This window comes from Candidatus Cloacimonadota bacterium (assembly GCA_034722995.1).
Classification (GTDB): Bacteria; Cloacimonadota; Cloacimonadia; order JGIOTU-2; family JGIOTU-2; genus JAGMCF01.
Window position 1 is genome coordinate 16,695 of sequence record JAYEOL010000018.1, and the last position, 1,552, is coordinate 18,246.

Here is a 1,552-nt window from a genome sequence, read left to right on the forward strand (position 1 = left end):
AAAAAGTCTCTCCTGCGGACATAATTCAGATTGAACAGATTATCCAAAAATCAAATATGGATATTATTTATTTGGAAAAAGCACCTAAAGTTGCTGTCTATACTATGCCAGAAAGTATCGCAGGTAAAGTTGCAGGCTTTGCTGGAGAGCCATGGGACGATGCGGTTACCCTTGCTCTTACTTATGCAGAAATCCCTTATGATACTGTCTGGGATCTTGAGGTATTAAGTGGTAAATTAGAAGAATATGACTGGCTACATCTTCATCATGAAGACTTTACTGGGCAGTACGGAAAATTTTATGCGGGTTTCAGAAATGCCAATTGGTATAAAGAGATAGTACGAATTAATGAAGAAATGGCAGCGAAACTCGGATTTCAGAAAGTCTGGCAACTTAAACACGCTGTTGCAGAGATGACAAGAGAGTATGTTAAAAATGGCGGGTTTTTATTTGCAATGTGTGCTGCTACAGATACTTATGATATTGCTCTTGCTTCAAAAAATATAGATATCTGCGATGTGCCTTTTGATGGTGACCCAAGGGATCCACGAGCAGAAAAAAAGCTTGATTATGAAAGAACTTTTGCATTCACAGATTTCACGCTTGTAAAAAATCCTTATGAATATGAATTCTCCAGCATAGATGCAAGTAATTATGCACAACTTCGTGGCCCAGAAGGAGATTATTTTACACTCTTCCTTTTCTCTGCCAAGTATGACCCTGTCCCAACTATGCTTACTCAATGTCATGTAAATGTTGTGAATGGATTTCTTGGACAAACCACTTCATTTCATAAACAATATATTAAGAAGAGCGTTATTGTCTTAGGAGAAGTAGAGGGAGCTGACGAGGTAAAATATTTGCACGGTAATTTTGGCAGAGGAACTTTTACTTTTTATGGCGGTCATGACCCGGAAGATTATCAGCATAGAATCGGCGACCCACCCACTCTTTTAGAATTGTATAAAAATTCTCCCGGCTATAGACTTATTCTTAATAACATTCTATTTCCAGCAGCAAAAAAGAAAAAATTGAAAACCTGATTACTCCTTTGGATGAAAGAAAAATCTTGCATAAATATATGCAATCATCTCGCTTAATACTGTTCGTACACCATCACTGGATTTCCACCAATGTTCCGGGTCGTAACTAAAATCATCAGCAGAAATAATTCCTACTTTGATTGAATCCCCAAGTGCTTTTTTGAACAATATCCAGCTTCTTCTTGAGTGAGTACCAAGAGAAAACAGATTGATTGTTTTTATATTTTGATTTGAATCCTCAACCCACTTCTTTAATGCACATGCAGATGTGTAGGTTCTATCTTTAATTGTATAATGGGCTGGGACTGCGATAATTTTTTCTTTTGTAAAACCAATTATTTTAATTATTGACTCTGCAAGTTCAGCTTCAGTTTTGTATTCAGATAAGGGATAACCTTTTAACAAAGGACCTCCAGTTGTAATTAATAATTTATATCCTTTACTATTGAATTCATCAATTGCTTGTTTAAGAGCATAATCTGGTAGCCAGCCTTCTACAACAAGTATGT

2 protein-coding genes are annotated in these 1,552 nt (G+C 36.3%); one reads left to right on the top strand and one right to left on the bottom strand.

Annotation, left to right across the window (positions count from 1 at the left end; genetic code table 11):
• Positions 1 to 1,043, top strand: a 1,043-nt coding sequence (locus U9R23_02370) for an asparagine synthetase B (protein ID MEA3475281.1), incomplete at its 5' end; no start/stop codon positions are given.
• Here U9R23_02370 and U9R23_02375 read toward each other — a convergent pair.
• Positions 1,044 to 1,552, bottom strand: a 509-nt coding sequence (locus tag U9R23_02375) for an ElyC/SanA/YdcF family protein (protein ID MEA3475282.1), incomplete at its 5' end; no start/stop codon positions are given. It lies immediately after the preceding gene.